Annotated in this window: 19 protein-coding genes and 3 pseudogenes; 11 read left to right on the forward strand and 11 right to left on the reverse strand. The window is 72.2% G+C overall.

The features are described from left to right. Positions 1–2: 2 nt before the first annotated feature. Positions 3–406, forward strand: a pseudogene (locus AB5L52_RS38455) (ketol-acid reductoisomerase); the annotation flags it as partial. A 15-nt stretch (positions 407–421) separates the two neighbouring features. Here AB5L52_RS38455 and AB5L52_RS38460 read toward each other — a convergent pair. The 3 genes and pseudogenes from AB5L52_RS38460 to AB5L52_RS38470 form a co-directional block, all read right to left on the reverse strand. After that, positions 422–520 (reverse strand): annotated as a pseudogene (locus tag AB5L52_RS38460) (phosphotriesterase); the annotation flags it as partial. Between the two features lie 12 nt (positions 521–532). Further along, on the reverse strand, positions 533–1,117 hold the full coding sequence (locus AB5L52_RS38465; RefSeq protein WP_351565177.1) for a DUF4865 family protein: 585 nt from the start codon (positions 1,115–1,117) through the stop codon (positions 533–535). A gap of 5 nt (positions 1,118–1,122) precedes the next feature. Then, positions 1,123–1,698 carry a TetR/AcrR family transcriptional regulator gene (locus AB5L52_RS38470; RefSeq protein WP_369367967.1) on the reverse strand — a complete coding sequence of 192 codons (576 nt, stop codon included), beginning with the start codon at positions 1,696–1,698 and terminating at the stop codon, positions 1,123–1,125. 226 nt (positions 1,699–1,924) lie between these two features. Between AB5L52_RS38470 and AB5L52_RS38475 the strand changes: the two genes are divergently transcribed. From AB5L52_RS38475 to AB5L52_RS38485, 3 genes are read left to right on the forward strand one after another with little or no spacing between them, the layout of a single operon-like run. After that, entirely contained in the window at positions 1,925–2,215 is a 291-nt protein-coding gene (locus AB5L52_RS38475) for an SHOCT domain-containing protein (RefSeq protein WP_351019426.1), read from the forward strand. Then, positions 2,212–2,961 (forward strand): ABC transporter ATP-binding protein, encoded by a 750-nt coding sequence (locus AB5L52_RS38480; protein ID WP_369367968.1) that lies wholly within the window; start codon positions 2,212–2,214, stop codon positions 2,959–2,961. The genes AB5L52_RS38475 and AB5L52_RS38480 overlap by 4 nt, the downstream gene beginning before the upstream one ends. Then, on the forward strand, positions 2,958–5,519 hold the full coding sequence (locus AB5L52_RS38485; RefSeq protein WP_369367969.1) for an ABC transporter permease: 2,562 nt from the start codon (positions 2,958–2,960) through the stop codon (positions 5,517–5,519). Before AB5L52_RS38480 ends, AB5L52_RS38485 begins: the two co-directional genes overlap by 4 nt. A gap of 585 nt (positions 5,520–6,104) precedes the next feature. On the opposite strand, the pseudogene AB5L52_RS38490 reads toward AB5L52_RS38485, so the two are convergent. Both AB5L52_RS38490 and AB5L52_RS38495 read right to left on the reverse strand, forming a co-directional pair. Next, positions 6,105–6,515: pseudogene (locus AB5L52_RS38490) on the reverse strand (ATP-binding protein); the annotation flags it as partial. Between the two features lie 252 nt (positions 6,516–6,767). Further along, positions 6,768–7,091 carry a hypothetical protein gene (locus AB5L52_RS38495; protein WP_351019349.1) on the reverse strand — a complete coding sequence of 108 codons (324 nt, stop codon included), beginning with the start codon at positions 7,089–7,091 and terminating at the stop codon, positions 6,768–6,770. 353 nt (positions 7,092–7,444) lie between these two features. Here AB5L52_RS38495 and AB5L52_RS38500 point away from each other — a divergent pair, with 353 nt between their 5' ends. The 6 genes from AB5L52_RS38500 (at position 7,445) to AB5L52_RS38525 (ending at position 12,773) form a co-directional block, all read left to right on the forward strand. Continuing rightward, complete coding sequence (locus AB5L52_RS38500) at positions 7,445–8,569, forward strand: PLP-dependent cysteine synthase family protein (protein ID WP_369367970.1); 1,125 nt, start codon at positions 7,445–7,447, stop codon at positions 8,567–8,569. Between the two features lie 232 nt (positions 8,570–8,801). Beyond that, positions 8,802–10,004: an ATP-binding protein gene (locus AB5L52_RS38505; RefSeq protein WP_351019343.1), complete on the forward strand. Its 1,203-nt coding sequence runs from the start codon at positions 8,802–8,804 to the stop codon at positions 10,002–10,004. After that, complete coding sequence (locus AB5L52_RS38510; RefSeq protein ID WP_351019341.1) at positions 10,001–10,402, forward strand: roadblock/LC7 domain-containing protein; 402 nt, start codon at positions 10,001–10,003, stop codon at positions 10,400–10,402. The genes AB5L52_RS38505 and AB5L52_RS38510 overlap by 4 nt, the downstream gene beginning before the upstream one ends. Then, entirely contained in the window at positions 10,399–10,773 is a 375-nt protein-coding gene (locus AB5L52_RS38515) for a DUF742 domain-containing protein (protein WP_351019338.1), read from the forward strand. Before AB5L52_RS38510 ends, AB5L52_RS38515 begins: the two co-directional genes overlap by 4 nt. Further along, entirely contained in the window at positions 10,748–11,350 is a 603-nt protein-coding gene (locus AB5L52_RS38520; protein WP_351019336.1) for an ATP/GTP-binding protein, read from the forward strand. Before AB5L52_RS38515 ends, AB5L52_RS38520 begins: the two co-directional genes overlap by 26 nt. A 118-nt stretch (positions 11,351–11,468) precedes the next feature. Next, positions 11,469–12,773, forward strand: coding sequence for a cytochrome P450 (locus AB5L52_RS38525; RefSeq protein ID WP_351019490.1), 1,305 nt, complete (start codon positions 11,469–11,471; stop codon positions 12,771–12,773). A 53-nt stretch (positions 12,774–12,826) separates the two neighbouring features. On the opposite strand, the gene AB5L52_RS38530 is transcribed toward AB5L52_RS38525, so the two are convergent. Continuing rightward, the gene (locus tag AB5L52_RS38530) at positions 12,827–13,300 is read right to left on the reverse strand and encodes an SRPBCC family protein (protein WP_351019335.1); all 474 of its coding nucleotides are present in this window, start codon (positions 13,298–13,300) and stop codon (positions 12,827–12,829) included. Positions 13,301–13,371: 71 nt separating this feature from the next. Further along, positions 13,372–14,202, reverse strand: a complete 831-nt coding sequence (locus AB5L52_RS38535; RefSeq protein ID WP_351019332.1) for a DeoR/GlpR family DNA-binding transcription regulator — start codon at positions 14,200–14,202, stop codon at positions 13,372–13,374. A gap of 401 nt (positions 14,203–14,603) precedes the next feature. Between AB5L52_RS38535 and AB5L52_RS38540 the strand changes: the two genes are divergently transcribed. Further along, positions 14,604–16,841, forward strand: coding sequence for a hypothetical protein (locus AB5L52_RS38540; protein WP_369369038.1), 2,238 nt, complete (start codon positions 14,604–14,606; stop codon positions 16,839–16,841). A gap of 7 nt (positions 16,842–16,848) precedes the next feature. On the opposite strand, the gene AB5L52_RS38545 is transcribed toward AB5L52_RS38540, so the two are convergent. The 4 genes from AB5L52_RS38545 to AB5L52_RS38560 all read right to left on the reverse strand — a co-directional run bounded on the left by AB5L52_RS38545 (position 16,849) and on the right by AB5L52_RS38560 (position 21,569). Further along, positions 16,849–17,199, reverse strand: a complete 351-nt coding sequence (locus tag AB5L52_RS38545; protein WP_369367971.1) for a VOC family protein — start codon at positions 17,197–17,199, stop codon at positions 16,849–16,851. Between the two features lie 38 nt (positions 17,200–17,237). Then, positions 17,238–19,682 carry a right-handed parallel beta-helix repeat-containing protein gene (locus AB5L52_RS38550; RefSeq protein ID WP_369369039.1) on the reverse strand — a complete coding sequence of 815 codons (2,445 nt, stop codon included), beginning with the start codon at positions 19,680–19,682 and terminating at the stop codon, positions 17,238–17,240. Positions 19,683–19,908: 226 nt separating this feature from the next. Beyond that, positions 19,909–20,514, reverse strand: a complete 606-nt coding sequence (locus AB5L52_RS38555; protein ID WP_369367972.1) for a hypothetical protein — start codon at positions 20,512–20,514, stop codon at positions 19,909–19,911. Positions 20,515–20,744: 230 nt separating this feature from the next. After that, on the reverse strand, positions 20,745–21,569 hold the full coding sequence (locus AB5L52_RS38560; RefSeq protein ID WP_351565151.1) for an MOSC N-terminal beta barrel domain-containing protein: 825 nt from the start codon (positions 21,567–21,569) through the stop codon (positions 20,745–20,747). Positions 21,570–21,588 lie beyond the last annotated feature (19 nt).

Genomic DNA, 21,588 nt, shown 5'->3' on the forward strand with positions numbered 1-21,588 from the left:
CGGTGCGGGCCCGCCGCGCCGAACGCACCCTTTCCGTGGAGCCGTTCACCGCAGACGTCTTCGTCGCCACCATGACCGCCCAGATCGACGAGTTCGCCGAGCGCGGCCACCCCTGGTCCGAGATCGTCAACGAGTCGGTCATCGAGGCCGTCGACTCCCTGCTCCCGTACATGCACGCCCGCGACGTGGCGTACAGGGTCGACAACTGCTCCCGCACGGCCCGCCTAGGCGCCCGCCGCTGGGGCCCGCGGTTCCAGGCCGCCTACGAGCAGATCGCCTACCCGGCATCCGAACCGAACACCCCGCGGATCAGGCCCTGTTGACGGCCTGCACCGAACACCTGGTGCACGAGGCCCTGGCCGCGGCGGCGAAACTCCGCCCGGCGGTGGACATTTCGGTGGCGTGAGCGAGCCTCCATGGACGACGCGGCGGCCTGCCGCTGTACCACCGGGTCGGGGAAGCGGTTCAGATGGCCCAGGTTCCCCCGGTCACCGGGGACATCCAACTCGCCGCACAGCAGGCCGGACGCGGTTCACCACTGCCGTCCGCGCGGGAGCCGGTCCCGGCCCGGCGCGGACAGGTGCAGCACCTGGTAGACGTCCCCGTCGGCCTTCGGTGTGTCGTGCTCCCAGAGCGAGAAGTGGACGAGTTCCCATACGCGTGTGTCCACGGCGGCCGCCGCCAGCACCGCACCGTCCTCCGCCGCCAGTCGGCAGGTCTCGGCCGCCGCGTCCGCCATGAAGGCCGCCAACTCCACTCCCTCCGGCACCGGTTGGCGTCGGCGCACGGCGTACGCGGGCGCGGACCCGGTGGCGGCGCCCTCCTCGAACGCCAGGCCGCTCCACTGCCGTATCGCCGGCCGCCCGAAGTCGTCCACGGGTCCCTGGAAGGCGCCTCCCCACAGGAAGCTGTTCATGCCCTCCACGGTGTTCCAGAGGTAGAACGGCCCGTACTGGTTCACCGGCGAGCCGTGCACCCCGCGCTCGCGCAGCACATACGTCTTGATGCCGAGGCCGTCCCAGTCGTCCAGCAGATGCCCGACGCGTGCGACGCGGGACCGGATGACGCCCATGTCGTAGTCCGCGGGTAGGGTGAACTCGTACTGCATGGCGTGCATGTGACTCAGTGCTCCTGTCCGGGGGTTCGGGGCGCGAGGAGGGCGAGCAGGCCGCGGACGCCGGCGTCGAAGGCGGCGGGGGAGCCGGCGGCGCGGGCCAGGACGTAGCCGCCCTGCACGGTCGCGAGGACGGCCGCGCCGATCTCCTCGCCGTCCAGCGAGGACGCGAACTGCCCCTGGCGCTTGCCCTCTTCGACGATCCCGGCGATCCGCTCGCGGATCCACGCGATCGTCTCGTCCACCGGCGCGCGCAGCTCGTCGCTGGCGATCACGTCCGGGTCCATGGTCAGCCGGCCGATCGGACAGCCGCGCAGTACCTCACGCTCGCGCAGCAGATAGGCCTCGATCCGCTCGTACGGCGTGCCCGGCCCGCTCAGTGCCCGCTCGGCGGTGGCGCGCAACTCCTCCGCGGTCCGTCGGATCGCCGCCAGGGCGAGGTCCGGCTTGCCCTTGAAGTGGTGGTACATGCTGCCCTGGCCCGCGCCCGCGCGCTCCAGGATCGCCTTCGGGCTCGTGCCCACGTACCCGCGCTCCCACAGCAGCTCACGGGTGGACTCGATCAGTCGTTCCGGGGTGCTCATGCCCACACTGTACATACCAGTAGTTACAGAGCGCCAGCCCGTTCCGCCAGCCCGCTCTCCGCCAGCCCGTCCTCCGCCAGTCCGTAGGGAGCAGCGCGCCGCCCGCGCCGTACTCCCCGGGAGGTAGCCGCACTGCCGCCGGCCGCACGACGACCCGGACCCCCTGCCGGAGGGAGCCTCGTGGCATCCCCGAAGACGACGAAAACGACCTGGGAGATGACCCGAGATGCAGACCCTGGCGAGCTGGAACGGCGGGCCCGGCCCGTGGATCCTGTTCTTCCCGCTGATCTGGGCGGCCGTCGTGCTCGGCGCCGTCACCGTGCTGCGCCGCACCGTCTGGCGCGGACGCGGCGGCCCCTGGCGGTCCATGGACGGCGGGCGCCCGGCGGGCGACTCGCCGCTCGCGGTGCTCGGCCGCCGCTTCGCCTCCGGCGAGATCGACGAGGACGAGTACTGGCGCCGTCTGTCCGTCCTGGACGAGCAGTTCGGCCGCGCCGGCAAGGGAGGAGCGGCATGACCACCATGACCGCCCTGCGGGCCGCCGCCCGCGTGGCCGACGCGGTGAAGGTGTACGGCGGTGGCGACACCGCCGTACGCGCCCTGGACGGCGTCGACGTCTCCTTTCCCGCCGGCCGCTTCACGGCGATCATGGGCCCCTCGGGCTCCGGCAAGTCCACCCTGATGCACTGCGCGGCCGGCCTCGACACGCTCACCTCCGGCGCCGCCTACATCGGCGACACCGAACTCGGCGCGCTGGACGACCGGCGGCTGACCCTGCTGCGCCGCGACCGGATCGGCTTCGTCTTCCAGGCGTTCAACCTGGTGCCGACGCTGACCGTCGCGGAGAACATCACGCTGCCGCTGGACCTGGCCGGCCGGCGCGGCGACCGGGAGTGGATCGACGCGCTCGTCGACGTCGTCGGGCTGCGCGACCGGCTGCACCACCGGCCCGCGGAGCTCTCCGGTGGGCAGCAGCAACGCGTCGCCGTGGCACGGGCGTTCGCCGGTCGGCCCGACGTGGTCTTCGCCGACGAGCCGACCGGCAACCTCGACTCCCGCTCCGGCGCGGAGGTCCTCGGCCTGCTGGGCCGTGCCGTACGGCAGATGGACCGTACGGTCGTCATGGTGACCCACGACCCGGTGGCCGCCGCCCATGCCGACGAGGTGCTCTTCCTCGCCGACGGACGTCTGGTCGACCGGATCCAGGCGCCGACCGCGGACCGGGTCCTGGACCGCATGAAGGCCTTGGAGGTGCGGACATGAACGCCTCGCTGCGGCTCAGCCTCACGTCCCTGCGCGCGCACCGGCGCCGGTTCGCCGGCACCTTCCTCGCCGTGTTCCTCGGCGTCGCCTTCCTGGCCGGCACCCTCGTCATGGGCGACACGCTGCGCGCGAGCTTCGGCAGCATGTTCGGCGAGGCCACCAGCGGCACGGACGCCGTCGTACGCGGCGCCGACGCCATCACCACACCCGGCGAGGCCCAGGGTGTACGACGGCCGGTGGACACCTCGCTGGTGCGGACCATCGAACGGGTCCCCGGTGTGGCGGCCGCCGCCCCGGACATCCAGGGTGCCGGCCAACTGATCGGCTCCGACGGCAAGCCCGTCGGCGGCCAGGGACCGCCGACGCTCGCCGGGAACTGGATCACCGACACACGGCTCAACCCGTACCGGCTCGCCGAGGGGCGTGCGCCCGCCAGGCCCGGCGAGGTCGTGGTGAACCGGGGTGCCGCGAAGAAGGGCGGTCTGAAGATCGGTGACACCACCACCCTGCGCACCCCCGACCCGGTGAAGGTCACCGTCGTCGGCCTCGCCACCTTCGGCGGCCAGGACGGCATGGCCCAGGTGACGTTCACCGGGATGACCCGGGCCGACGCCGAGAAGTACCTCACCGCGCGACCCGGCCAGGCCGCGGCGATCGACGTGCGGGCCGGACCCGGAGTGAGCCAGGGGGAGCTGGTGCGGCGGCTGACTCCCGTGCTGCCCGGGGGAGTCGAGGCCATCACCGGTCAGCGGGCGGCGCAGGAGAACACCGACATGATCTCCAGTCAGTTCCTGACCATCTTCACGACCTTCCTGCTCGTGTTCTCCGGCGTGGCCCTGCTCGTCGCCACCTTCTCCATCCACAACACGTTCGCCATCGTGGTCGCCCAACGCACCCGCGAGAACGCCCTGTTGCGGGCCCTGGGCGCGGCCCGCCGACAGGTGACCGCCGCCGCGCTCGCCGAGGCCTGCCTCGTCGCCCTCACCGCGTCCCTCGCCGGACTCGCGGGCGGCATCGGCATCGCAGCCGGGCTCCAGGCGCTGTTTCCCGCGATCGGATTCCCGTTCCCCGACGGCGAGTTGGTGATCAAGCCCTTGTCGATGGTGCTGCCGCTCGCGGTGGGGATCGTGGTGTGCCTCGGCTCCGCGCTGCTGCCGGCCCGGCGCGCCGGGCGCACCGCGCCGCTCGCCGCCCTGCGTGAGACGGCCGTCGACACCTCGGGCGCGTCCCGCCCCCGTGCGCTCGCCGGAACCGTCGTGGGCGCGCTCGCGCTCGCCGCGACGCTCGCCGGGGTGTTCGTCACCCCGTCGGTCTGGCTGGCGGGACTCGGCGCGGTGCTCGCCCTGGCTTCCTTCGTCGTCCTGGGCCCGGTAGCCGCGACGACGGCCGTACGGCTGCTGGGCGCCCCCCTGGACAGGCTGCGCGGTGTGACCGGCGGGCTCGCCCGGCGCAATGCCCTGCGCAGCCCGAAACGGACGGCGGCCACCGCGAGCGCGCTGATGATCGGCGTGGCCGTCGTGTCGCTGTTCACCGTCTTCGGGGCCTCGCTGAAGGCCACGATGGACCGGACGGTGTCCCGGTCCTTCGCCGGTGACGTCGCCGTCAGCAGCCCGTCCTTCGGCGCGGGCGGCAGCGGACTCAGCCCCCGGCTGGCCCCTGCCCTGCAGCGGCTGCCCCAGGTGGACACGGCCGTGGGGCTCGGCCGCGGAGTCGCCGAAGTCAACGGCAGGGGAAGAGCGTTGACCGTGACCGATCCAGCGGCACTCGCCCGCACCTTCGACCTCGGCACGGTCACGGGCTCGCTGCGCGACCTGGGCGTCGACGGTGTCGCGATCACCCGGACGGAGGCCGACCGGCAGCATCTGCGTACCGGCGACAGCGCACGCCTGACCTTCACCGACGGAAAGAGCGAGAACTTCACCGTCCGGGCCGTGTACGGCCAGTCGGAACTCGCCGGCGACTACGTCATCACCCGTGCCGCCTGGGCCCCGCATCGCATCCAGGACGCCGACTCCCTGGTCGCCGTCACCTTCCGGCACGGGGTGAGTGTCGACGCGGGCAAGGCGGCGGTGCGGGAGGCGGCCGCGCGGTACGGCAACCCCGAGGTGCAGACTCGCGACGAGTACGCGCAGTCGTCGGCCAAGGGCATCGACATGATGCTGACCCTCGTCTACGCGCTGCTCGCCCTCGCGGTGGTCATCGCCCTGCTCGGCATCGCGAACACGCTGACCCTCGCGCTGCACGAACGCACCCGGGAACTGGGCCTGCTGCGTGCCGTCGGCCAGACCCGCGCCCAGCTGCGGGCCATGGTCCGCTGGGAGTCGGTCCTGGTCGCCGCGTTCGGCACGGCGGGCGGGCTCGGGCTCGGCGCGTTCCTGGGCTGGGTGCTGGTGAAGGCGTCCGACGGCGCGAGCGACACGGCCTTCGCCTTCGCCCTCCCACCCGCGCGGCTCGCCGTGGTGGCCCTGGTCGGCCTCACCGCCGGCGCCCTCGCGGGCCTCCGCCCGTCGCGCCGCGCGTCCCGGCTGGATGTGTTGCGGGCCATCGCGACGGAGTGACGTGCGGGGGCGCGTATCCGCTGGGCCGCGGGGGACTGGGTGCGGGTGCGGCTTCGGGTTCGGGTCCGTTGTGGCTGGTCGCGCAGTTCCCCGCGCCCCTTGGGGAGTTGCCGTGCCATCCGCTGCGTGGCCCCGATGTCGCTGCGGGCACTCGTGCCTCCCTCAGAGGGGGCACCCGGCAAGCGTCGGCAAGCGAACCCACCCCCGCAGCCACAGCAGCCCGCGCCCTCTCAGTGCCGGTCAGCGAAACCCCCGCGCCCGGGCCAAGTCACCGCCCGGTCAGCCAGGAACGGCCGACCGGGCGGGAGTCTGTACCCCGGTCACAGCGGGGGCGGGCGCCGCGCCGGTGACAGGTGCCGCGGCGCCCAGGGGAGCCCCGGCGGGCACCGGAGCCACGACCGGCACGGGTGCCGAGGTGGGCACCGAAGTCGCCGCGGGCACGGGTGTTGACACCGGAACAGGTGCTGACACCGGCACAGGTGCCACCACCACGGGCACCGTGGACCGCACCGCGGCCGGCTCCGGCGCGGGCCGTGGCTCCGTTGTGCGGCGCGGCGTATGGGTCGGATGTGGTCGCGCCACCGCCGGCGCGGACAGCGTGAACCACACGACCTTGCCGTTCTCACCGTCCGGCCGGGCGCCCCAGCTCTCGCTCACCGCCGCCACCATCGCAAGCCCCCGCCCACAGGTGGCGAGCGGCGCGGCCTCCAGCACGTGCGCGGCGTCGGCCACTACCGGCAGCCGCGGGTCGTGATCGCGCACGGAGACCGTGAGCCGGTCCGGCGCGAGCTCCAGCTCGACCGTGCACGACTTGTCGGGCCTGGCATGCCGGTGCACATTGCTCAGCAGCTCCGTCACACCGAGCGCGGCCCGGTCTATCAACGGGTCCATATGCCAGTAGCGCAACTGCGCAGATACGATTCTGCGGACCTGGCCGATCCGCGACGGCAGGGCTTGGAGCTCCACCGTGCAGTGCCTGCTTGGGTGACTGATCACGGCTGCGACTCCCCGATGTAGAGGTCCGAAGGGACCGGAAGAACACGGAGAACAACGGATCCAGCAGGGTGCTTGCGTCCAGACAGCCGCCTGCTGCCATGGCCGGCGGGCTGGTTCGCAGCGTTATCGCCGGTAAACCCAGAGTGATGTGTGACCAGCGTGACGCAGGTGATGCGCTCCCGCAACTCGCCGCGACGGTCCGCTGCCCGGAGTACGCCGCCGGGGTGATCCCGGCCGGCTGCCGCAGGTCGGTCAGCCGTCGCGCTTGGCGGCCCGGCGCACCGCCTCGATGAAGCGCCGTGCCGCAGGCGGCCCCGGCTCGCCCGGGGCGGGGTCCTGCTCGCCCAGCGTCAGCTGGTACCGCTTGCCGTTGATGTCGGCCAACGCCTTGTCGCCCGGCCCGAACCACGGCTTGGACGCACGCACCGCCTGCACCGGGGCGCTGTCGATCTCGCTGCCGTAGCTGGTGAGCAACTCCACCCTGCCGTCATTGATCCGGACCTGCCCGGCGCGGGTGAGCGAACGCATCCGCTTGCCGATCCGCACGCCCGAGGCTGTGAACTCCGGCTCCGCCATCCCTCGCCGCCCCCTTGCCCGTGTGCTCCCGCGATCCAGTGTGCGCCTCCGGCAGCGCCTGTGCGGCGATCCCCCTCGTCCGCCCGGCAGGCGGCACCCAGGGACGATCGCCCCATCGCGTGCAGTCTGCCCCGATGCGGCCGGGAGCACCAGTGCACGCGGGGTGCGTACCGCGGCCGCCCGGAGCACTCCCGCCAAATGCGCCCCCGCAGACCCGCTACGCCTGTGGCACAGGGTGGCTTTGGGGGGACCAAAGATGCGTTTATGCAGGTGGGAAGCGGTGTCAAAGATGCCTATGCTCGAGATGCCGGGCGCGTGAGGCGTCGTCGGCGCCCAGCGTAAGGAGCACCGTCGTGAGCACTACCCACCAGAGCAGACCCGGCGCCACCCTCGACCTCGACCGCAGCGACGCCGCCTACCGTGACTGGCTGAAAGAAGCCGTCCGAAAGGTGCAGGCCGACGCCAACCGGTCCGCGGACACGCACCTGCTGCGCTTCCCGCTGCCCGAGCACTGGGGCATCGACCTCTACCTCAAGGACGAATCGACGCACCCCACCGGCAGCCTCAAGCACCGCCTCGCCCGCTCCCTCTTCCTCTACGGCCTCTGCAATGGCTGGATCCGCCCCGGTCGCCCGGTGATCGAGGCGTCCAGCGGCTCCACCGCCGTCTCCGAGGCCTACTTCGCCAAGCTGATCGGCGTGCCCTTCATCGCGGTCATGCCGCGCACGACCAGCGCCGAGAAGTGCCGTCTCATCGAGTTCCACGGCGGCCAGTGCCACTTCGTGGACGACTCACGGAAGATGTACGAGGAGTCGGCCCGCCTCGCGGTGGAGACGGGCGGCCACTACATGGACCAGTTCACCTACGCCGAGCGGGCCACCGACTGGCGCGGCAACAACAACATCGCCGAATCCATCTTCCGCCAGCTGGAGTTGGAGCGATTCCCGGAGCCGGCGTGGATCGTCGCCACGGCGGGCACCGGCGGCACCTCCGCGACCCTCGCGCGCTATGTCCACTACATGCAGTACGACACCCGTATCTGTGTCGCCGATCCGGACAACTCCTGTTTCTTCGAGGGCTGGACCACCGGCGATCCGGACGTCACGTGCGACTGCGGCTCCCGGATCGAGGGCATAGGCCGGCCGCGCATGGAGCCGAGCTTCGTGCCCGGCGCGATCGACCGGATGATGAAGGTCCCGGACGCGGCCAGCGTCGCCGCCGTACGCGCCCTGGAGGCGGCCATCGGCCGCAAGGCGGGCGGCTCCACGGGCACCGGACTGTGGAGCGCGCTGAAGATCGTCTCCGAGATGGTGGCCGAAGGCCGCCGGGGCAGCGTCGTCACCCTGCTCTGCGACCCGGGCGACCGCTACCTCGACAAGTACTACTCCGACGCCTGGCTCGCGGAACAGGGCCTGGACATCACGCCGTACGCGGCGGCGATCGACACGCTCCTGGCGACGGGCGTGTGGCCGGACTGACCCGGTCCCGCCTCTTCGGCGGCCGTTGCCCGACGGGAGGGTGACGGGACTGTGTGGGTTTGGTGACGTCTCAATCCGGCTTGTGGGCAAGCTGGTTGTGTCTGAGTGACTGATAAGATCATCCCACTTTTCAGTGGGCTGACGGCGTGTCACGTTGCGCGCCTGGGGGACAGTCGCAAAGCCACCATCGCGCTCAATTGCTCCTGGCGCGATGCGACTTGAAGAGAGTCTCATGACGTCATTGACCCAGGATCCACTGTTGTGGATCTTGCTGGTGGTGCTCATCGCTGCGGTCGTCGCAGTGATGCGGGCCCGGAGAACCAACATGGCGCTCCGAAGAACGAGGAAGGATCTGGAGACAGGACTGAGCGAGGCCCGCGGCGATGTCGGTCAGCTCCACACACACATCGCCGCGCTGACCGCACAGCAACAGCGCGATCTCGCGGACGTACGGGCGGACGCCGAGGCGGCGACCAAGGCGGTGCTGAAGTCCGCGATGGGAACGCTGCAGTCGCTCGCCGAGGAGCAGCAGGTTCTCCTGGACAGCCTCCTGCGGAAGTACGGCGACACCACGGAGGTCCTGGCCGACCTGATGTCGGTCGACCACACCGGCAGCCAGTTCGGCCGCCGCGCCAAGGGCATCTCCGTGCTGTGCGGCGGGTGGCTGGGCCGGCGTGACGGCGCCGCCACGGTCTACGACGTCGCGCGCAGTGCCCAGGGCCGGATCAAGGACTTCAACCGGGTCAGCGTCCACTCGCAGGTCAACGTCTCGCTCGTCGGCAAGGCGGTCGAGCCGGTGGCCGTCGTGCTGGCCGAGGTGCTGGACAACGCGACGAACTACAGCGCGCCCGGAACGCCCGTCGAGGTCAACATCCAGGCCGTACCGACCGGTGTGTGCTTCATCGTGGATGACGCCGGTCTGGGCATGGACCAGGAGACCAAGGACCGGGCGGCGGCGCTGCTCACCGTCGACGGTCCCGTCGACATCACCGGTCTCGGCGATCCGCCGCGGTTCGGCTTCGCCGTGTGCGGCATGCTCGCCGCCCGCTACGGCTTCGCCGTCTCCGTCGGCTCCGTGTCCCCCTACGGCGGAGTGCGTGCAGTGATCCGTGTACCCGAAAGCCTTCTCGCGGCCGACGTTCCTTCCCCGCCGGCCGAAGCCCAGGACCCCGTAGGCCCGGAGGAGGCCCCCCAGAGACTGGCGTCGGTCCCGGTCGTGGGCCCCTCGCACGTGGTGGGAACGACCCATGGAGGTCTGCCCAAGCGGCGCAGGCGCAGTGGCCCGGTCACGGTGGTCCCGGCCCTCGACACCGCCGGCCGGGAGGGAACGGCCGAGCCGGACAACGAGGTCACGGCGTCGCGGCTCGGGGCGTTCGCGCGCGGCACACAGCTCGGGCGCACCACGAACACCACGGAAGGATCTGACAACAAGTGAAGATCGACCTGTCCTGGGTGCTGAACGACGTGCTGGAAGTGCGCGGAGCCCGGCACGCGGTCCTCGTCTCGGGTGACGGCCTGCTGCTGCAGCGCTCCGACGACATCGCACGGGACGACGCCGAGACGAACGCCGCCGCGATGAGCTCGATGCAGTCGCTGAGCCGTGCCGTCGCGGGGTTCGTCGGAGCGGGACACGGGATCTGGAAGCAGACGCTGCTGGAGTACGACGGCGGCTGGATCTTCCTGATCGCCGCCGGCCAGGGCTCGTATCTCGCTGTCTCGGCCGCGCTGGACGTGGACATGGAGGCCATGTCGTTCCGGATGCAGAAGACGGTGGCGGGCCTGAGCAAGGCGATGAGCGTGGCGCCGCGTTCGGACAACGGTGCCGGAGCATGACGAGGCCCGGCGAGGAAGCCTCCGTCACGAGCGCGTTCGTCCGCTCCTACGTCATCACCGGCGGGCGGAGCCTGCCGGCCTCGGATGACCTGGCGCTGCACACCCTCGTCACCCTGGCTCCCGAGCGGACTCCTCCGCTGGGAGCCGGCCCCGAGGTGATGGCGATCTGGCAGCTGTGCGCGGGCGGCTACCTCTCGGTGGCCGAAGTGGCCGGCCATGTGGGACTGCCGGTGGGGGTGGCCCGGCTGCTGCTGACCGATTTATTCGAGCAGGGACACCTCCTGCGCCGCGCCGAGCCACCCCGGGCTCAGAACGTTGACAGAGCGACCCTCGAGAAGGTTCTGCATGGACTCCAATCCCTCATCGGCTGAGACGGCCTCTGGATCCATCTACGTCTCCAGCGCGGTGACCAACGCCGCCAAGATCCTCGTCGTCGGGCACTTCGCGGTGGGCAAGACGACCTTCATCGGCTCGCTGTCGGAGATCGCCCCGCTGCGGACCGAGGAGAAGATGACGCAGGCGTCCCTCCACGTGGACGACCTCAGGGGCGTGACGGACAAGACCACCACCACCGTGGCCCTGGACTTCGGCCGGCTGACGCTCAGCGACGAACTGGTGCTGTACCTGTTCGGCACCCCCGGACAGCAGCGCTTCATGCAGCTGTGGGAGGACATGGCCCGCGGCGCGCTGGGCGCGCTGCTCCTGGTCGACCCCGGCCGGCTGGAGGAGACCTTCCCCGTCATCGACCTCGTCGAGCGCTACGGCCTCGAGTACGCCATCGCGGTCAACAGTTTCACGGAGGGCCGGGTGTACGAGGAGGCGGAGGTGCGTGAGGCGCTCGACCTGCTCCCGGACACCCCCGTCGTCTACTGCGACGCCCGCGACCGGCAGTCCTCCGCCCACGCGCTGATCGAGCTCGTGCGTCACCTGCTCACCCGAGCCGCCTGACCCCCAGACACCCCCATCCCCGCCGGACCATCCCCGCCGCACCATCGGCCCGGAGCCAGCAGAAGGAACCCCCATGGACCGCCAGTCAGTCCCCGCCCCCGCCGGGGCCAGATGCCCCATGCACGACGCGGCGTTCGCCACCGACCCCCACCAGGTCTACGACCGGTTGCGCGCCCACGGTCCGGCCGGCCCGGTCGAACTCGCCCCCGGCGTGGACGCCCATCTGGTCGTCGACCACGAGCTGGCGCTGCGCGTGCTGCAGAACTCCACGCTCTTCGCCCGGGACGCCCGCCGCTGGAAGGCGCTGAACGAAGGGCGGATCGCGCTGGACAGCCCGGTGCTGCCGATGATGGCGTACCGGCCCAACTGCCTGTTCACCGACGGCGCCGTGCACCTGCGGCTGCGCAAGGCCGTCACGGACAGCCTCGCCCGGCTCAACATCACCCGTGTCCGCCGCGACGTCGAGCCCATCGCCGACTACCTCATCGACCGGTTCAGCGAGCGGGGCCGGGCCGACCTCCTCAACGACTACGCCAAACTGCTGCCGCTGCTGCTGTTCAACAAGCTCTTCGGCTGCCCGGCGGACATCGGTGACACCCTCACCAGCGCCATGTCGGCGATGTTCGACGGCAACGACGCCCAGCGCGCCAGCGAGGACATCAACACCTGCCTCATGGAACTGGTCGCCCTGAAGCGGCGCCAGCCCGGCGACGACGTCACCTCCTGGCTGATCGAGCACCCCGCGGGACTGACCGACGAGGAGCTCAGGGACCAGCTCATCGTTCTGATGGGCGCCGGCGTGGAACCCGAGCGCAACCTCATCTGCAACGCACTGCTCCTGCTGCTGTCACCCGACACCAGCGGGCGCGACTCCGGGCTGCTGATCGAGGAGGCGATCGATCACGTGCTGTGGAACCAGACGCCGATCGCCAACTACGCCACCCACTACCCGGTCCAGGACGTGGACCTCGGGGGAGTGGTGGCCGAGGAGGGGACGCCGGTCGTCATCAGTTTCGCCGCGGCCAACAGCGATCCCGCGCTCGTCGAGGCCCGCCGGATGCACAGCAAGGGCGCCCACCTGGGCTGGGGAGCAGGACCGCATGCGTGCCCGGCCAAGGACCCGGCGCAGGTCATCGCCGTCACCGCGATCGAGAAGCTCCTCAACGCCCTGCCCGATCTGATCCTGGCCGTCCCCGAGAAGGACCTCCAATGGCGGCCGGGCCCGTTCCACCGGGCGCTGGTCGCGCTGCCCGTGGCCTTCAGCCCGACACCGGCCACCCGCATGGCCTCCGCACTGCAGAGCCGGACCGTTCCCGCCGCAGCGGACCAGCCGCTCTCCACGGTGTCGGCCACCGCCGCCCGCCAGGAACCGGCCAGGAAGAAGGGGTTCTGGAGCACCTTCCTGGACATCTTCCGGGTCTGACGCGGCGGAGTCCCTCCGGGGCCGCGGCACTTCACGCCCGCGGCCCCGGCTGATCACCGCTGCGTCAGGCGCCGGTCCAGGGATGTCACCGCGTCACGGAAGGCGCGCCCCAGGCCCGGCCGGGCCAGACCGAGGACGAACCGGAACGGCGCCGTCCCGTCGGCGGCGAAGGTCCACTGCACGAGTGTGCCGGCGCCGCGAGGGGTCAGGCGCCACTCCTCGACCAGGGCTTGAGCGCCCGGTGCGTTGGTGGTGTCGACGCGGTAGGCGTACACCTCGGGCTCCTTGGCCACGAGGACCGTCTCCGTGAAGCGGGTCCCGCCCCGGAGCCGGATCTCACGCCCGGCGCCGCCGTCGGTGGCCCGGGCGAGCGTCACCGCCGAGAACCACTGCGTCCAGCCGGGCACGTCCTCCGCGAGCGCGTGGAAGACCTGCTCGGGGGACGCGGACAGGTTCCGCGCGAAGACCAGACGGACGGGCGCCGCCCCGACGAAGTCGAGGCCCACCGGGCGCAGACGACGAGCCATGGACGCAAACCCCCTTGTGCCCCTCCCGCAGGGCGGCCGACCGGGCAAGGGCCACCATAGCTGACGGGCCCTCAGATGTCTGTGTCGTCTTCCCCGGGCTCGCCCGCCACCACCACGCGCAGATGCTCCGAGATCTCCGTGCGCGCCTCGGCCGGCAGCCCCGCGTCGGTGACGAGCGTGTCCACCTGCTCCAGCGTGGCGAACGAACTCAGGCCCACCGTGCCCCACTTGGTGTGGTCGGCGACCACCACGACCCGGCGTGCGGAGTGCACCAGCCGCCGGTTCGTCTCCGCCTCGGCGAGGTTCGGCGTGGACAGACCGGCCTCGACCGATATGCCGTGCACCCCGAGGAAGAGCAGATCGAAGTGGAGGGCGGCGATCGCCTGGTCGGCCACCGGGCCCACCAGCGAGTCCGACGGGGTGCGCACCCCGCCGGTCAGCACCACCGTGGCCGCGCCCTGCCGCTGGCCCGAGGTGCGCTGCGCCGCGTGGAAGACGTCCGCCACCCGCACCGAGTTCGTCACCACGGTCAGGTCGGGCACCTCCAGCAGGTGCTGCGCGAGCGCGTACGTCGTCGTACCGCCGGACAGGGCGATCGCCGTGCCCGGGGTGACCAGCCGGGCGGCGGTCCGCGCGATGTCCTCCTTGGCCGTCAGCTCCAGACCCGACTTGGCCTCGAAGCCCGGCTCATGGGTGCTGGCCTCGACCACGGGCACCGCGCCGCCGTGCACCTTCTCCAGCACGCCCTGGCGGGCGAGGGCGTCCAGGTCGCGGCGCACCGTCATGTCCGACACGCCGAGCTTGCGGGTCAGTTCGTTGACGCGCACACCGCCCCGGCGCCGGACCTCGTCCAGGATCAGGGCGCGTCGCTGCTCCGCGAGGAGGTTCTGATTCTCGCTCACGTACGCTCCGGTCCTTTCGCCGTCATCCGCTGGACACCCCCGCGCCACGCCTCCGACCAGGAGATACCGTCCGTCCGGAGACACGCGGGCGCCCCATCCTTTCACGGGTCGGCGGGGATTGCGCCACCACCTGTCACCATGCGCACATGCCACGCCCGCCCCGCCCGTTTCGGCCGCCGTCACACGGATCGGGGAGATTCCGTGACGAGAGGTGTACACCGCCACCGGAGCGGAGAACCTGAAGCCCGCATCGACACCTGCCTTCGGCGCCTCTCGGGGGTGCGAGAACAGTGGACCGCACACAGGAACGCCCTGCCGGACAGCGAGCTGACAACGATGTCGGGCCGGAGCCCGAGCTGGAGTTGCTGGTGCACGGGGTGGGCGGGACCACTCCCGAGCAGATGCTCGGCGACCCGCGCACCGTCCGGGTCACCGGTGACGACACGGCCGCCGTCTACCGGCGCGCCGAGGACACCGAGGCCAAGGACAGCCACCGGGACGAACCCGTCCAGGAGGCGTACGTCTGGTGCAACCTCACCTCCGGCGACAGCAGTCGCGCCCTGTGGCTGGTGCTGCTCCCGTTCATGGTGGTCAACCTTGCCCACTGGATGCGCCCCGCCGCCCCCGGCCGGCACCGCGCCGTACGCTTGTACGGCCTCCTCGTACGGCTGGCCGCCCTCACCCTGACCGTGCTGCTGGTCGCCGCCGCCTGCGAGGTGGCCCTGGACCTGGTCGCCTGGCAATGCGCCGGCGTCCACGACTGCACCAGCCGTCACTCCTGGCTCGCCTTCCTCGCCCCCCGGGTGCCCGCGGCCCGCGCCGGACACGACACCTGGTGGAGCCTGCCCGGCCGCCGGCTCGCCCTCGCCGCACTGGCGCCGGCCGCGCTGACCTGCCTGCTCTGGTACCTGTCGCACCGCACATGGAGCGCGTACGAATCCCACCGGCCGATGTCCCACGACCCCGAACCGGACACCGAGGGCAGCGCACTCGCCCTGCCCGGCTTCTGGTACGGCCGCCGGATCGTGGCCCGGCTGCGCGCCGCGCACACCGCCGCCGCCCTGCTGACCGTCGCCGCCGCCGTGGCCGCCCCGCCGGCCGCCTTCGACCACCGGCCCGGCGGCCCCGCCGCCCTGGACGTCCTGAGCTGGCTGCTCACCGCGGCCCTGTTGGCCTGCGCGATGGCCGCGGTGGCCGTCGTCTGCCGCCGGGGCCGCAGCGAGAACCTGCTGGACCAGCGACTCGACCGGCAACTCGTCCGCGGGCTGCCGCTCGGTGCGCTCGCTCTGCTCCTGCTCACCATGGTCTACGCCGGCTGGGCCCGGCCCGGCTGGCGGTCCACCGGGCGGCTGGCGGGCGACCCGGCCTTCGGCACCCTCATGCTGGCCCAGGGGCTGCTGGTCGTCGCGCTCGCCGTGGTGGCCCGGGACCTGTACCGCCGCAGCCCCGATCCGCGCGCCGGGATGCGCGGCCTCAGTGGACCGGCCGTCGCCCTGCTCGCCTGTGCACTGGGCGGTGTGATGTCCGGCGGGGTCGCGCAGCGCGTCGCCGACTGGCTGGACGGCACCCACGCCCTGCTGCCCGGGCCGCCCGTCCTGCTGACCTGGCAGGCGTCCACGATCCCGCCGGTCCTCGCGGTCCTGCTGATCGTCGCCGCCGGTCTCGGGATGCGCACCGCCCGGCTGGCCCGCGCCGAACGCGACCGGGTCCGCGAGGAGCATCCCGGCGAACCCGAGGACCCGGGCCGTACCCACGCCATCGCCCAGGTCCGTGCGATGGCCGCCCTCACCGACCGGGCTCCCTTCGTCGTCGCCGTGCTCACCGTCACCACCCTGGTGCTCGGTGCCGTGGCGCTGGCCGGTGCGCTGGCCACCGGGAAGACGCCCGACGGAGCCGCCCGCCGCACCTACGACGTCATGCAGGCCGTCGCCGAGACCTCACAGGCGCTGGGCTCCTGGCTGGTCGGCCTCGGCTTCATACTGTTCGTGACCTGGGGCCGGCGCGCCTACAAGGACGCCTCGGCGCGCCGCACCATCGGCATCCTCTGGGACGTCGGCACCTTCTGGCCGCGCGCCGCGCACCCCTTCGCCCCACCGTGCTACGCCGAGCGCGCCGTGCCGGACCTGACCTGGCGCATGGCCACCTGGACCCAGCGCACCGGAGGCCGTCTCGTGCTCTCCGGCCACTCCCAGGGCAGCGTCCTCGCCGCCGCGGCCGCCTGGCAGCTGCCCCCGTCCGTCCGCGGCCGGATCGCGCTGCTCACCTACGGCTCCCCGCTGGAGCGCCTCTACGGCCGCTGGTTCCCGGCCCACTTCGGACCGCCCGCGCTGGCCGCCCTGCACCGCGACGTCGCCTGCTGGGGCAATCTCTACCGGCTCACCGACCCCATCGGCGGCCCCGTCCGCGTCCCCGACGACACCACCCCCGAGGTCGACCACGCCCCCCTGCGCGACCCGCTCGCCTACGGCCGCACACCCGCGCACCCCCTCCCCGCCCCCATCCTCGGCCACTCCGACTACCAGGCCGACCCCGACTTCGCCCGAGAACGCGCCAGACTGCTGAACCGGCTACGCCCCGAGCTGCCGAGGCAACGACCGGAACCGGTCGAGCCCGGGGTGCCTACGGGGGAGCCCAGCTAGGCCTCGGCTAGGCCGTGTGCTCGACGTACTCCAGGACGACACCGCCCGGATGCCGCACGGTCGCGTTGCGGCCGGTGGGCACCTCGTTCGGGCCGTCGAGAAGCTCTCCGCCGTGCTCGGCCAGCAGCGCCTGCAGGCCGTCCAGGGTGTCCACGAGCACCGTGCTCTGCACGTCCCGGAACGGGGCGAGGGCCTGCTCGCTGCCCGCGACGAGCAGGAAGCCGCCGATACTGGCGAGTTCCACCTCGCCGTAGGAGAACCGGGTGCGCACGTCCTGACCCGTCAGCTCGCGCAGTGCGGGCAGTGCCTCGTCCAGGTCGGTCACATAGAGCCGGGCGAGCGTCACCAGCGCCTTCATACCGGATCCCCCTCAGGAAAACGTGTGCGGCCGGATGCTCAGGGCAGAGTCGGCAGGTCCGCCGCGAACAGCAGGGTCAGGTCGTCGGTCGTGGGGTCCGTCAGCTGGGCGACGCGGCTCGCGTGCCGCTCCACCATCGCCTCGAACGTCTGGCGCGCGGTACGGCCGTTGCCGAACGCCGGGCCCTTGGGGATGGCCGTGAAGTACTTCAGCAGCGCCTCGGACGCGCCCGGCGCCAGCCGGTACTCGTGCTCGTCGGCCTGCTGCTCCACGATCCGCAGCAGTTCGTCGGGGCCGTAGTCGCCGAAGGTGATGGTGCGCGAGAAGCGGGAGGCGACACCGGGGTTGACGGACAGGAAGCGCTCCATCTCCGCCGTGTAGCCGGCGACGATCACCACCACCGCGTCCCGCTGGTCCTCCATCAGCTTCACCAGCGTGTCGATGGCCTCCTTGCCGAAGTCACGCCCGGCGTCCTCCGGGGACAGCGCGTACGCCTCGTCGATGAACAGCACACCGCCGTGCGCCCGTTGGAAGGCCTCCTGGGTGCGGATCGCCGTGGAGCCGATGTGCTCGCCGACCAGGTCGACCCGGGACACCTCCACCAGATGCCCCTTCTCCAGCACACCGAGGGCGGCGAGGATCTCGCCGTAGAGCCGGGCGACCGTCGTCTTGCCGGTGCCCGGCGAGCCGGTGAAGACCAGATGCCGCTTGACCGAGGCCGCCTTCAGTCCGGCCTGCTGCCGGCGCCGGCCCACCTCGATCATGTCGGTCAGCGCCCGCACCTCCCGCTTGACGCTCTCCAGGCCCACCAGCGCGTCGAGTTCCCCGAGCACGTCCTTCGACGTCCGCACCGGCTGCTGCGGCTCCGCCGCGGCGGCCGCGATCAGCGGCTCCTGCTCCGTGTTGCGCTGCCCGGGGATCGAGCCGAGCAGACCGGGGGAGTGCGCCATCGTCTGTACGGCGGTCTCACGGGCCGCGGGCGGCCGCAGCCCGGCGCTCTCGTCGCTGGTGCAGTCCTCCACGACCGGGCCCGTCCCGGACCCGGCGTCGGGGCCCGCGTCGGCGAACTCGTATCCGCCGCGCGCACAGCGCTCCGTACGGCACTTGCGCAGCGTCGCGCGGCAGCCGTCGATCACATGGAAGCCGTACCCGGCGCTGCCGCTGACCCGGCAGTTCAGGAAGCTGCCGCGGCCGCCCGCGGAGACGTAGAAGCCGGCCTCGGCGGGGGAGTCGACCGTGCAGCGCTCGATGGTCGGGTCGGCGCCCTTCGTGACGATCACACCGGTCTGGGTGCCGTCCAGGGTGCAGTTGTTCAGCGTGCCGCCGCTGCCGTGGTCGCGGAACCACGCTCCGGTCGCCGCCTCCCGGATCCGGCAGTCGTCGAGCTGCGCCGTCGCACCGTCGCTCACCGACACCGCCGTGTTGCGCACCTGCGACAGATCGCTGTCCACGACGTCCGCGCGCGACCCTCGGTCCAGCACGAACAGGGCGTCCGGCACATTGTGCACCCGGCAGGAGTCGAGGACGGCGGTGGCGCCGTCACTGACCCACACCGCCGGATAGTCGCCGGTGCTGTCGAAGATCTCGCACTGGTTGGCGTCCACGCGGGTCCCCGGGTCCCACACCGACAGGCCGTTGCGCCCGAACTGACGGACCGTCGTCCGGGTGAGCGTGAGCACCGAGCGGGAGCGCAGATCGACCGCGTTCTCGGGGATGTCGTGGATACGGCAGTCGGCGAGGGTGAGCACCGCGTCCGTGTCCATGGTGACGCCGTCGGCGGTGGTGCGGTGCACATCGCAGTCGGTGAGATGTGCCGCCGCCCGCTGGGTGACCTGCACACCGGAGCCGCGGACCTCGTAGATCTCGCAACCCACCGCCTCCAGCGCGGAGTTCTCCCCGGTCGCGGACAGCCCGGTTCCTGAGGCATGGTGCACCCGGCAGCGCTCCAGGCGCGGATGGGCGCCGCCCCGGACGGCCACGCCCGCCTGCCCGGCCGCGACGACCTCGCATTCCTCGAACACCCCGCCCCCGCCGTCGAGTACGGCGATGCCGATGCCCGCCGGATTGTCGACGGTGCAGCGGCGCACCGTCGGCCGGGCGCCGCCGCGCACCTCGATGCCCGCGGCGGACCGGGTGACGATCCGCACGTCCATCAGCTCGGGCGTGCCCTCCTCGACCAGCAGCGCGGGCGACGCCGCGTCCTGGCCCTCCACATGCAGGTCCTGCACCACGGCCGAGGCGCGCACGGTGAGCGGCACGCCGTCCACGGGCGCGATCCGCACGGAGCCGGGCGAGCCCTCGGGCCCACGGAGCGTCACCGCCCGCTGTACCACCAGATTTTCCCGGTAGGTGCCCGGGGCGATGGTGAGGACGTCGCCGTCGGCGGCGGCCTCCAGGGCGGCGGCGAGCGAAGCGTACTCACCTGTGCGGCGCCGCCACCGCGACGTACCGGTGTGCGTCACCTGGACCGTGCCCTGTGCCATGGCGTTGCTGTGCCCCCACCTCGTCGTACTGATGGCTCGCTCCCGTCGGGGCAGCGCCGCCGGTGCCGGGATCGCGACCGTGCTCAGCCTGGGCTGGTGCGCGCTCGCGCTCCCGAAACCTGCGTGCCCCTGCGGTTCGCTCATCCGCGGGTTGTCGCCGAAAGCGCTTCGGCCGGTCCACCGTAGCGTGTGCGTGCAGGGTGGGTAGACCAGAGCGGGAAGGCGGTCAGCTGCCGGTGCCCGCCTTGCCCCAGTCCGGTCCCGCCCGGTCCCAGGCCTGGTCCCAACGTGCGTACCGGCTGCGGACCATGCGCCACACGGTCAGCCGCCGACAGCCTTCCACCAGGCCTGCGACCAGCAGGGCCGCGCCGATCCCGGCCAGCACCGCGTGGGTCGTCGCGGTGGGGGAGTCCAGCGGGCGAGCCGCTATTCGGCCCTGCGGGTCCGTCCAGAGCCTGAAGTGGTCACCCGGGTGCGGGGACTTGAGGTCCGCCAGGGCCGGGCCGCTGCGGTGCGTGCCGTCCGCCGCGGTCCAGTCCGCCAGGACCCGCCTGTGGGTCTCGTGCACCGTCGTGGTGTCCGGGTCGGGGTCGAGCGCGGTTTCACCCAGGTCACGCACCACTGTGGCGATCACCAGGTGGCGTGTGCGGTGCTGTTCGCGCACGGACCGCTGCAGCGAGTCCTGGGCGGCGGCGCCGACCAGGCAGCCGGTCACGGGCACGGCCACGGCGATCAGCGCCAGCGCCACGAGAGCCACCCATGCCTCGGCGAGATCGGTCGAGCGGCGCAGCGGATTGTGCCGCCAGCGCCAGAGGCCGCTGAGAGCGCGCATCTCCCCACCCCCTTCCGCTCCGTCATAACTCCCGGACCGCGCGGGCATCCACGGCCCGGAGCAAGAGAGAGCGACATCACGTCCACCGCGGACGCTCGCGAACGCGGCTTCTCATGAATCTCTCATGTTCTCCCAACGACCATGCCCCGCCGACGGTTCCCCTCTTCGTCTCTACGTCGAGGCCGTGCAGGCCGCGCGGGCCGTCGAGGCCGTCGGGGCCGTCGTCAGGGCTAGCCCAGCACCCGGACCGGGTCCCCCACCCTGATCGTGCCGGGCGACACGGGCACGAGGTTCTGGCCGAAGATCAGACTCGTGCCGACCTTGCGATGGCGGGCCAGGGTGCGCAGGGGCTCCCGGCCGCGTACGGCGGTGTCCTGGTCGATGGTGGTGACGACACAGCGCCCGCTCGCCTTCGCGACGCGGAAGACCACCTCGCCGACGGAGATCCGTGACCAGTGGTCCTCGGCCCAGGCCTCGGTGCCGGCGACGACGACGTTGGGCCGGAAACGGTTCATCGGCAGCGGGCCCTCGTGGGCGTGCGAGCCGTCGGATATCAGCGAGTTCAGGGCGTCGAGGGAGGCCGTCGTGGCGATCAGCAGGGGGTAGCCGTCGGCGAAGCTGACCGTCTCGCCGGGCAGGGCGTACTCGGGGTCGACCGGGCGGCGGGTGGCCGGATCGTCCATGTGCACGAGGCGGACGTCCGCCCGCAGATAGGCGCTGCACCAGGCATGCGCGGCCGGCGCGGCGGGAACCGCCTCGACCTTCGCGCCGAAGACGTTCACCGGCACGGTCCCGGCCGGCTCGGGCACGGACACCGTCAGCGGCTCCTGGCCGGGCGCGGACAGACGAACGCCGCCGCCGGGCAGCAGCTCGGCGGCGGCCAGGGCGAGGCGCGCCTGTTCGCGCTGAGTGACGACCTTTCCCCCGTCGTCGATCAGTGTCCAGCGCCGGTCTCCGGCCAGGCCCCAGGGCTCCACCACAGCCTCCCGGGGCGCGTGCCCCTGGAGTGCCTTGACCGGATGAACGTGAATCGACTGCACTTCGGCGTGTCCCATACCGCCATCGTGCCAGCCG

This window comes from Streptomyces sp. CG4, assembly GCF_041080655.1.
Taxonomy (GTDB): Bacteria; Actinomycetota; Actinomycetes; order Streptomycetales; family Streptomycetaceae; genus Streptomyces.

Coding starts and splice junctions, on each gene's coding strand:
- AB5L52_RS38465 (WP_351565177.1), bottom strand. CDS start 1,117: ATGCACGCCATGCAGTACGAGTTCACCCTACCCGCGGACTACGACATG.
- AB5L52_RS38470 (WP_369367967.1), bottom strand. CDS start 1,698: ATGAGCACCCCGGAACGACTGATCGAGTCCACCCGTGAGCTGCTGTGG.
- AB5L52_RS38475 (WP_351019426.1), top strand. CDS start 1,925: ATGCAGACCCTGGCGAGCTGGAACGGCGGGCCCGGCCCGTGGATCCTG.
- AB5L52_RS38480 (WP_369367968.1), top strand. CDS start 2,212: ATGACCACCATGACCGCCCTGCGGGCCGCCGCCCGCGTGGCCGACGCG.
- AB5L52_RS38485 (WP_369367969.1), top strand. CDS start 2,958: ATGAACGCCTCGCTGCGGCTCAGCCTCACGTCCCTGCGCGCGCACCGG.
- AB5L52_RS38495 (WP_351019349.1), bottom strand. CDS start 7,091: ATGGCGGAGCCGGAGTTCACAGCCTCGGGCGTGCGGATCGGCAAGCGG.
- AB5L52_RS38505 (WP_351019343.1), top strand. CDS start 8,802: ATGACGTCATTGACCCAGGATCCACTGTTGTGGATCTTGCTGGTGGTG.
- AB5L52_RS38515 (WP_351019338.1), top strand. CDS start 10,399: ATGACGAGGCCCGGCGAGGAAGCCTCCGTCACGAGCGCGTTCGTCCGC.
- AB5L52_RS38520 (WP_351019336.1), top strand. CDS start 10,748: ATGGACTCCAATCCCTCATCGGCTGAGACGGCCTCTGGATCCATCTAC.
- AB5L52_RS38525 (WP_351019490.1), top strand. CDS start 11,469: ATGCACGACGCGGCGTTCGCCACCGACCCCCACCAGGTCTACGACCGG.
- AB5L52_RS38530 (WP_351019335.1), bottom strand. CDS start 13,300: ATGGCTCGTCGTCTGCGCCCGGTGGGCCTCGACTTCGTCGGGGCGGCG.
- AB5L52_RS38540 (WP_369369038.1), top strand. CDS start 14,604: ATGCTCGGCGACCCGCGCACCGTCCGGGTCACCGGTGACGACACGGCC.
- AB5L52_RS38545 (WP_369367971.1), bottom strand. CDS start 17,199: ATGAAGGCGCTGGTGACGCTCGCCCGGCTCTATGTGACCGACCTGGAC.
- AB5L52_RS38550 (WP_369369039.1), bottom strand. CDS start 19,682: ATGGCACAGGGCACGGTCCAGGTGACGCACACCGGTACGTCGCGGTGG.
- AB5L52_RS38555 (WP_369367972.1), bottom strand. CDS start 20,514: ATGCGCGCTCTCAGCGGCCTCTGGCGCTGGCGGCACAATCCGCTGCGC.
- AB5L52_RS38560 (WP_351565151.1), bottom strand. CDS start 21,569: ATGGGACACGCCGAAGTGCAGTCGATTCACGTTCATCCGGTCAAGGCA.